The 9,529-nt window shown below is 52.6% G+C and carries 9 protein-coding genes; 2 read left to right on the top strand and 7 right to left on the bottom strand.

Annotated features, from left to right (window positions below):
* Positions 1-13: 13 nt before the first annotated feature.
* Both AC27HQ_RS14570 and AC27HQ_RS14565 read left to right on the top strand, forming a co-directional pair.
* Complete coding sequence (locus tag AC27HQ_RS14570) at positions 14-139, top strand: WCX domain-containing protein (RefSeq protein WP_487156922.1); 126 nt, start codon at positions 14-16, stop codon at positions 137-139.
* Positions 140-147: 8 nt separating this feature from the next.
* The gene (locus tag AC27HQ_RS14565; RefSeq protein ID WP_487156919.1) at positions 148-849 is read left to right on the top strand and encodes a hypothetical protein; all 702 of its coding nucleotides are present in this window, start codon (positions 148-150) and stop codon (positions 847-849) included.
* A gap of 124 nt (positions 850-973) precedes the next feature.
* Here AC27HQ_RS14565 and AC27HQ_RS14560 read toward each other — a convergent pair whose 3' ends face one another.
* The 7 genes from AC27HQ_RS14560 to AC27HQ_RS14530 all read right to left on the bottom strand — a co-directional run bounded on the left by AC27HQ_RS14560 (position 974) and on the right by AC27HQ_RS14530 (position 9,325).
* On the bottom strand, positions 974-1,627 hold the full coding sequence (locus AC27HQ_RS14560) for a hypothetical protein (protein WP_487156918.1): 654 nt from the start codon (positions 1,625-1,627) through the stop codon (positions 974-976).
* A complete protein-coding gene (locus tag AC27HQ_RS14555) occupies positions 1,620-2,123 on the bottom strand; it encodes a hypothetical protein (RefSeq protein ID WP_487156917.1) in 504 nt (167 codons plus the stop codon). Before AC27HQ_RS14555 ends, AC27HQ_RS14560 begins: the two co-directional genes overlap by 8 nt.
* Positions 2,124-2,366: 243 nt before the next feature.
* Positions 2,367-2,723: a gamma-glutamylcyclotransferase family protein gene (locus AC27HQ_RS14550; protein ID WP_487156916.1), complete on the bottom strand. Its 357-nt coding sequence runs from the start codon at positions 2,721-2,723 to the stop codon at positions 2,367-2,369.
* Between the two features lie 17 nt (positions 2,724-2,740).
* Positions 2,741-4,786: an AAA family ATPase gene (locus AC27HQ_RS14545; RefSeq protein ID WP_487156915.1), complete on the bottom strand. Its 2,046-nt coding sequence runs from the start codon at positions 4,784-4,786 to the stop codon at positions 2,741-2,743.
* A 1,141-nt stretch (positions 4,787-5,927) separates the two neighbouring features.
* Positions 5,928-6,614, bottom strand: coding sequence for an NYN domain-containing protein (locus AC27HQ_RS14540; RefSeq protein ID WP_487156914.1), 687 nt, complete (start codon positions 6,612-6,614; stop codon positions 5,928-5,930).
* Positions 6,615-7,039: 425 nt separating this feature from the next.
* Entirely contained in the window at positions 7,040-8,359 is a 1,320-nt protein-coding gene (locus AC27HQ_RS14535; RefSeq protein ID WP_487156913.1) for an amidohydrolase, read from the bottom strand.
* A 12-nt stretch (positions 8,360-8,371) separates the two neighbouring features.
* Complete coding sequence (locus AC27HQ_RS14530; protein WP_487156912.1) at positions 8,372-9,325, bottom strand: helix-turn-helix transcriptional regulator; 954 nt, start codon at positions 9,323-9,325, stop codon at positions 8,372-8,374.
* Between the last annotated feature and the right edge of the window lie 204 nt (positions 9,326-9,529).

The raw sequence follows: 9,529 nt of genomic DNA, 5'->3' as shown, positions 1-9,529 counted from the left end.
GCTTGAAGCGACGGTGCCAAATGACCAGCAAACCCGCTGGTGGATCATGGGCTTTGGCGCAAACATTGATGTGATTGAGCCGCTGGCCTGGCGTGAACATATTCTTGAACAGGCCCGTATTATTTCGGCCAGAGGATAGTTTTGCTCATGGATACATCTGAGACATTTAAACCTGCACGCACATTTGATTTCTGCGCTTTGCATTTTCTGAATCAGTGGTTAACCAAGGAGTCAATATTTTGCCGCATGCTGATTACAGGCGACGAAGAGGTGAGGCGCAAGGCGATCTCAGAGGCCGCTATTCACTTTCGAATTGCTAGAAACCTGCCCATTCATTACGAAACCACATCCGGCTTAAAGCGATACCAGCCGATTCTCATCATGCTTGATGAGTTTAGGGACATATCAACTCTAACTGCCGCTGATATGGTGGTTGAGAGCGCAAAAAGGATCTCTGCAGCGTATGGGTTCAAAAAAGTGCTGTCATTGACCTCAAAGCTTTTATGGCTCAGACACAAGGCACCAATTCGTATATACGACAGACAGGCTCGGATTGCGCTGGGCACGCCTGAGGGCGACTATCATGCCTTCGATGAGACGTTTAGCCTCTTTTTTGAGAAGCACAACACGGAAATCGACCAGGCTTGTACAGATCTGGCGAGTGCCATTAGATATTCTGTGATGCCAGAAATGCCTGTTGAGGAGTTATGGCAGTTGGTATCTGAAAGTTGGTTCAAGGAGCGCGTATTGGATATCTACCTCTGGCACGAAGGAAGCAGAATGATGCTAGCTGACTCAAGGAGTCGACCAGACAAGCCTTATGGCTCCTCAAAGCCAGCAATCATGTAGCAACCAAATTGTGTGATCCTGCGCCGCGCTGGAGTGAGGCAATCGATGCAGATGATTGCCGCTACTGTCAGTAAGCTGGCCCTTTGATCTGCCCGTCACCAAGGGCATGATCCTTTAACCTAGGTCAGCCTAAAATCTCATGCATAACACTGCGAAACCCAGCCATATAATCATCACTGAGCCCATTGGTGCCGGTTGCATGGGGTAATGAGACTACCGTTGCATTGGGGAACCGCTGCAAAAGCAGTTTGAATTTGACCTTGCCGACACCTGTATCAGAGGTGAGTATTTCTGCGTTGCCCGGACGGACACCGAGAATGGATACGACTCGATCTCGAATCCGGATATCGTTCAGTGCCTCAATCAGGGTGCTCCCCGTAAAAATAATGAGCCTGGGCTTTCTGGATTCAATCAGCGAGAGGATACCCTCTGATTCTTTGACCAGCTTTTCAACGTTGATTTTGTCTTCTGCGGCGGTGTTGGTTTGGGTGTCAAGCCAGTTGGTCTGAAAGATTGATCGCTCGTAGTCCGACAGTTTTTCAGGATCGCTTTCCAGTGGACGCCCCCAGCTCTCAAACCAACGCATCAGGCGATTGCGAAAGCGCGAATCGTTTACCCGCAGATCTGAAAAGTATGAAGCCGGTAGCACTTCGGGCAGCTCACCCTTCTCCTCTCTTTCCTTATCAAGGGCTGAAAACCCAAAATTGTAGCCACAGATCATGATTCCACGGGTCATGTTTTGCGGGCAATCTGCGGTAACGACAGGGTGCTTACTCATAGCAACAACCTCCTTGTTTGCTGTTCAAAAGTGCAAGACGGTCCCTGGCGGTTGTTCGCGGGCTGGCCGATCTCAGCATGGTCCATATGTGTTTCAGACTTTTCGGATGGCATGTCATAGCACGAAAATTCGGAACAGAGGGCACATCTAGGTACACCATTGATCCCTCTGAAAAACTTCTCCGATCAGAGACCAGACAGAGTAGCACCTCATAACCCCAATGTTTTGCACACATGTTCCAGGTTACCAGCGGCACTAGGTTATCGCCCTCCGAGTGGGCAACAACAACCAGCAACCCCTTTTTTGCCAGAAAGCACTCAATGGTGGACATCACGCTGTCGAAAATCTCATTGGCATACTGCTGCAATACATAAGGCGGCTTCAACTTTTCGCTTGGCGCCCCTTGCGTGAAAATCAGTGTGCCGTCTTCACCCCCTCCCGGCTTCAATCCCAGAGTAAGATCTTCTGTTCCGAAAATCATAAGTGAATTCTCCATCAAACAATCCTCAGCAGCATTCATAGGTGCTTTAACCTATCCCTGCATTGCGACGTTTTACGTCGCATCAAACCGTTTAGTTTTCAGCACCTCCGCCTGATAAAGCTTGCTCTGCCCCAGGCCCAGGATTAAGCAAGTATTCAGGCTCTGACCGTAACCGTGGATACAGCGGAAACGGTCAGATCGTGGACAGTAGGATCACTGGCAATATCGGGCGCATCTGGTCTGAGGTGCAAAAGCTAATCAACCAGGCCAGGCACCCCGACGAATTGCTGGCATGTCATCTACCGCATGGGCATAGAGATAAATCCAGGCCTCGCCAAAGCGGGTGCTTAAACGAGTTCGGCGATAGAAGGACAATTCCGGCTGGCCGGGTATGAACCCTTCCAGCCGATCCAGTCGTTGCAGGGTGATCTGGTTGACGGTGTAGACTTCCACAACAATCCCCTGAGATTCCTCAAGCTTTGCCCCCGGGAAAAAACCCAGATCATAAAGCGTTACCTGCGTCAGCGTATCCTCACCCAAAAATATCGCATCGCGCAGATAGCCGTGATTCGGCATGCCTTGTTTCAGGCTGCCATACACAATCACCTTATGCATGGCTGGGCCATCCATGCTCATAGCCAGGCACCCTGCTCTACTGCGTCATGCTGGTTACGAAGCTGATGCTCCTCGCGCAGTGCGGCCAGGACATTAAAGGCATTACAGGCTGATCCCATGATCCGCATACGCCGCTGTACACAGGCAAAGTCGCCAGGTGTCAGGCTCAATGCAGCGATACTGGCCTGTAAGCCCTTGGCCTCATCCTCGCTGTCAGGGCCAATCAACTGACAGAAAAACGCCCAGGCCTGGGCAGGCTGCAAGAAGTTAAAGGCCACCTTGAGATCCAAACGCCGCAACACCGCCCCATCCATGGCTGGAAGGCGGTTGGTGGTCAGTACAACCACGCCGGAAAAGCGCTCAAGCTGCTGTAGAAACTCATTCACTTGGCTTTTCTGCCAATGCGGACCAGCCGCCATCCGCGATGGCAACCAGGTATCGGCCTCATCAAACAGCAGTACCGCCTTGCGTTTTTCTGCATCTGCAAAAGCCGCGGCAATCGCTTGCTCGGTAAAGCCAACCCAGGGCTGTAACAAGTCCGATCCGGACACAGCAATCAAAGGGCATTCCAGGCTTGCGGCAAGGTAACGGGCATACTCACTTTTGCCGGTGCCAGAGGGGCCGTAGAGACAGATTCGCCCCTCAGCGCTTCTTCGCAAACCTTCAGCCAAACGTGTCAGATCTCTATCAGCGTTGGCCAGATGGGGCTCAAAACAGCTTTTTTGAATTGGCACGGTTGGCAGCCATGGCAGTCCCTGGGCACGCAGACTTTCATCCAGCAAAAGCTTGAGACGCTGTTCGTTCGTCTGGGCATCGGCATCACCCAATATGCCAACCACTTTCGCGGCCTGGTGAAAGTGCCCCGGTTGCACAGCAGGTTGCCTGCTCACCTCATCCAGCCAGGTCTCGGATAAGGTCACATCGCTGAAAAAAACCTTTGCCAACTTCCCGCGCTGCGAATCATCCAACTCAGGCATTTCCAGCACCAGGTCAAACCGGCGCATAAAGGCCGGGTCGAGGCAATTAACGGAGTTGGTTAACCAGAAGGCAGGTAACGGGTTATTTTCTAGCAGATGATTCACCCAGGCCTTTTGACCACGGCTGCCATCAAAGCCAAACACGTCCTCAATTTCATCAAACAGAATCAGGGTGTCTGTTTTGTCCTTGAGCATGCGCTGGCAATAGCGATAAGCCGAAAAACGCTTTTGCTGAGAAATCGGCATGTCGTCAAGGTCGTTGCAACGCACCTCCTGAAGCTCCGCTCCCAAGGTCATGGCAAGAAGCCTGACCAGCTGAGTCTTACCGGTTCCAGGCGCACCATGCAGAAGGACATTGACACCTGTCTGGCGCTGCCTGCAAGCATTGTGCAGATAGTCGTGAATCAGATCCCGCTGCTCTGCCCAATAATCAAAATCATGCCATTGGACCAAGGCAGCGGGAGCGCGGTATGAATAGCGCTGCAATAAACCTTCGACAACTTCATCGTCATACAACAACTGGTCAGTCAAACCGTCGTCCAGCTCGAGCGCATCACCAAACAGACCGCCAGGCGTTACAAATCCGGCTTGAAAGAGCATGCCGCTTGGGGCTAGTGCTTTGCGAACATCGCTGTAAGACATTCTGAGCGCGGTGGAGATACTACGTTGTAGCTGGCAACGGGAAACACGATTACTGGTAGACACCATATCTGCGAAGATTTGCGAACTCTCGCGTAGCACCAAGAAAGCCAGAACTGCCTGCTCCTGTTCGTTGAGTGCAAAAACACGATGCAACTCATCCAGATTGCCCCTCAAAGGCTGCCCAAGCTCAGGGGGAGACTGTTCAAGCTCACGACGACGGCGAACAAGGAGTTGATAACGCGCATCATCGTCCAGATCCCCGAGCTCATCATTATCAATACCCAACAATGCCCAGGTCTCATCACCGGCAAAGCGATGCTGGCCAAGCAGAGTCCGCCACAGGTCTCCTTCCAGCAACAAACGCAGGCTCCACAGAGCCATCATGCCTGAGCCGTTAGTGACTGAAGGGGGCGTGGGAGACATTAGAGAGGCAATAGTCGGCATGGTCAGTTACTCCTTGGCTGAAAGAGTGACTTATTCTGACCATGTTGTGCGACGTATTTGGTCGCAGCGACCAGATTCTGGCCTAGGTAGCCTGACCATCTTGATTATCGTTCCGGCCGGAACGACTAATCAAAGCAAAAGGGAGTCTGGCGATTAGGACAGCCGTTCCAGCCGGAACGATCGTGTTATGACTACCCACTCATGGGTTACTCAACATCAACGCAATTCGTGAATTGGATATTGCCTCGCGAGCTAGAGTAATACCACTTGAAACGCAAAAGGTATTTTCTTGTCGGCTTAGGCTTATTGCCAACTTCCGACTGAAATGATGAAACGATGAAAAAGCCAACACCATATGAAGTCGTTCCGGCTGGAACGGTCGGGACTCGACACAACAGCTTTGGAAGCTTGTATAACACAACCGGCAAGAACGAGACCTGGATCGGAGCTACTCTGAGCTCAAGGTCTCGCTGATATCCCCAATGCTTTTTTCTTACTGACTCAAAAGCTCCGAGATCTTCCAAATGCCGCCGGGTTGTTCCTGGTGAGCTTTTCAGAGGCTTAGGAAAACGATCTTCGCTGACCCACCTCCCTATTGTGGATCGGGAAACATAGGCTAACCTCGCTGAGTTGGCTTGAACCGACACCAGCTCCCAAGAGGCTTTCCCGCCACAGCTTGTAACGCCACTAATACTCTACCGACGATCAGCAGCTCAATAAAACTGTGCCAGCGCCGACTAATAGGCGAAATGGCATGCTTGTTAGTGCTTGTCTGAAAAATCAAAGACGATGAAGATCTCAACCGTTTGATATACGTCGAACCTCGACGCAGTCGTTAGCCGGAAAATAATTGCGATACCACGTTTAGCGGACCAAAATTTCTTGGACCTTACCTAATCTGGTACTCTTAAACCGTGAAATCATCGTCAGCTGCAAGCAAAAAGAGCTTGTATCCAGACGTGTATCCAACCACTTTTATAACAGAGATTTTCTGATGAATATCATAGATTTGGCTAACGGGTTCAAACGCCCCCGGCTCCACCAAACTAGAAAGACCTGAAACCCTGATTATCCTAGTGATTTTCAGGGTTTTTTGTTTGTTTGCGCATCAATGTGCCCCCAAAGTGTCACAGGAGGCCAATTACCAATAATCTGGCTTCACGATTGCCTTCTTCTTGAGCAACGGAACCTTGTCAGGTAACTGGTTGGCAGACAGTTCGGTATCAGAGATATAGCTACGCATCCAGTCTGAATGTTTTCTGAGGGAACCTGGAGGGTTTCTAACGAGCTGATGGTCCTCCTGACGGTGGGGGAGGATCACACCAAGCCGGATATCAGGAAAATCTCGACGAATGGCTGCCAGTGCTGGAGCCAAGTCTGTATCGCCTGAAACAAGGACTATCTGAGAAACACCACTCTGACCCGATCTGCAGGCAGCCCTGTACATGCCAAGAGCCAAATTCACATCAGTCTCTTTCTCTTCAAGCTGCCAAATAGCAATTCGATCAAGACGAGAAGGCTTTTGTCCCTGCCGATACCGAGGAGCATAACCACGCGTCAAACGGTGATTCCCTAATGTTACGTTGACGCCCCTGGTCTCCAATGCACGAATATAACGATGTTGAGCATCATTTGATGCCTGGCCACGAGTTGCAAGCTTGGCGATGACAGGTGCAGTGAAGTAGTCAACTGAGTAACGGGCGGAGGCAGGGTCCTGAATAGACAGGATAGAGTCGAGCAAGGAAGGTAGATCCAACCATTTATATGGCGAACCATGCAGCACGCCATAATAGAGATTGTAACCATCAACAAAAAAAGCAGTTCGCACAGTTGATCTGTCCCTAGAAACGAAAAAACCGGCTTTCGCCGGTTTCTTCACCCAAGACTAAGGCTGAACTTAATCTGCCCGCCAAGGGTTGAGTCGTGGACGTAGTGTCCCTAAAAGCCCGGGTGCAGTCAAGCAAGTAGGGTTACATAGTGGCGCAATGACGCTTACAGAGTCTGTCCGCAATGACTGGACTCTATCAAATTAGAACGGCCTGATAAATCAAGACCAGAGAGCGGGGAAAGCTGTATTGCCTCTGCATGTAGTGGTCAACCGACACCGGCCCACCAAACAAGCAAGACGCAAAGCCCTGATTATCCAGAATAGTCAGGGCTTTTGCGTTTCCGGGAGTTAACAAGCCGGAATGATCAGGTATTGCCCTTGTTATTATCGTGCAGTGATCGACAGAAGCACTGTCGAGGTAAAGCTCAGGGTGATGCGGTGAGGTAATCCGTAGTCAGTGCGGACAAAGCCTTGATGCCCGTGATCAGCGCCTGATCATCAACGAGAAATTCCGGCGAGTGATTGGGGGCGGCGCGGCCCATGTTCTCCATGGGCGTGACACCGAGAAAAAAGAACAGCCCCGGCACCTGTTGGGCAAAGTAGGAGAAGTCCTCGGAGCCGGTCACCAGCGGCGAGGGAAATACCCGCCCGCCGGAAGCACGCTTCAAGGTCGGCAACATCCGTTCAGTAAGTGCCGGCTCATTCACCGTCGTCGCATAGTTGTCAACGATAGTGACCTCAGCCTCCGCGCCAGTAGCGCGCGCCGTGTGCTCGACAGTCTGTCTGATCTGGTTATTGACCTGCTGCTGGACTTCATCACCATAGGTACGGATGGTGCCGCTCATCTCGACCAGATCAGGAATGATATTGTGTCGATTGCCACCCTTGATGGTGCCGATGGTGACCACTGCCGGAGCAGGCATCAGGTTGGTCTGACGGCTGACTACCGTTTGCAGACCATTGATGATCTGCGCGCTGGCTACAATCGGATCAACCCCGTTCCAGGGTTGCGCACCATGGGTTTGTCTGCCTTGAACACGGATATGCAGATCGCCACTGGCAGCCATGATCGGGCCGCCTCGGTAACCGATCACGCCGGTTGGTGCAGACGAGGTGACATGCAGTCCGAAAATCACGTCGACCCCTGGGTTCTCCAGCACACCCTGCTCGACCATAAGCCGTGCGCCAAAAAACCGCTCGCCGTCATAGACATAGTCGCTGGGGCCTTCCTCGGCAGGCTGGAAGATGAATTTGACGCTGCCGGGTAACTGCTCTCGATACGCCACCAGATTTTCAGCTACCGCCATCAATATAGCTACATGCGCATCGTGTCCGCAGGCATGCATGACCGGCATGTGTTCGCCCTGATAGGCCTGACTGATGCCTGATGCGTAGGGCAGTCCGGTTTTCTCCTGTACCGGCAAGGCGTCCATATCTGCCCGCAATGCCACTACTGGACCAGGCTTACCCCCCTCCAGCAGAGCCACGACGCCGGTCGTTCCTACATTCGTCTCAACCCGCATGCCGAGCGCCCGCAAATGCTCGGCGACCAGGGCCGCTGTACGGTACTCCTGATTACCCAGTTCCGGGTGTTGATGAATATCGTGACGCCAGGCAATCGCCTTGTCCTCCAGTGTGCTGGCATTGCTCAGCACGTTGTCGGTCAGCGTGCTGGCACAAAGAGTGGACCAAGGCAGTCCAGCAGCTGCGCACAACAGCACGCAACCAAGTATGGATTTCTTCATGGTGATCTCTGGCTAGTGGGGTGGGTGTACAGGCTGGGTCAGATGTTGCCGGTATTCGGCAGGCGAGCACCCAAACCATTGGCGAAAGACGCGATAAAACTGCGCCGATTGCTGAAAACCAAGCAGGCAGGCGACCTGCTCAAGCGGATACGGGAGCCGCAGGTACACAGCAGCCAACTCTTTACGGGTCTGCTCAACCAGAACACGAAAGGTCAATTGCTCCTCCCCCAGGCTGCGCTGCAGGGTTCGGCGACTGGTTGCCAGCAGAGCAGCACAATGATCGATCTCGGCACTGCCGTGCCGGTACAACAGCGGCAACAGGGTTTTTATCGCATCACCCCATGCTGGCGTATCAGCCTGACGCAGCAGATAGCGCTCACGTTTACCAAGCTGCTCAGCCGGACAGCTAGCCCAACCCAAGGGCGCGTCCAGATCATGTTCAACCAGCTGAATGCAGGTTTCGCCGGGCTGGCCGGAACGCACTGCGGTAATCCCTAGGCCTTCCAGAGTACGCACCAGGGCCAGCGCGATTCCGTCACGCTGACTTTGAGCGCTGGCATAGCTACCTGTACTGGCGATATCCAGACTCCACCCATCGGCATGAGCATGCAGCGTCAAAACCACGCCTTCGGAGTTGACGCGGAAGTAGCGGCACAGAAGATGTAAGGCCTCGCGCCGGGTCATGGCCCCGGCCAGATAGGTTTTACGCAACAGACTCGGCCGATAATTCAAGGTACCGAACGCCTTGCTCAGCAGACACGGATCTCCCGTTGCATCTTCCAGCTCAACAATCAGGTCATCCAGCAGTAACAGCGGAATACGCGGCTGATTACGATAGTGTTTCAGCTTATCCAGCACCGGGGCACACACAGCTCCATGCCTGGCGGTCAACGTATTGCCAAGCGCTTTCAGCGTGGTCGCGAAATGATCGCGTGATACCGTCAGTGCGGCGACGTGCTGAGACATCTGACTTGCCTCGCCTGGAAAAGTGAGCGGTGTGATCTGGTCAGCAAGAGACATTTTCTGTCCTGACCTTGCTTATGATTCTATGCCTCGGACCTTGGCTGACAAGTGCAATTGGTGCCAATCGACATTTTGCCGAGCAAAGTGGCTGCATTATCACATGGCAGCTCAGAGATACCCGATTCGTAATGCCGCCCTCCTGAAACT

The organism is Halopseudomonas sp. 4NH20-0008 (genome assembly GCF_057548395.1).
The sequence above is the reverse complement of the archived record's forward strand: the minus strand, read 5'-3'. Positions and strand labels throughout refer to the sequence as shown.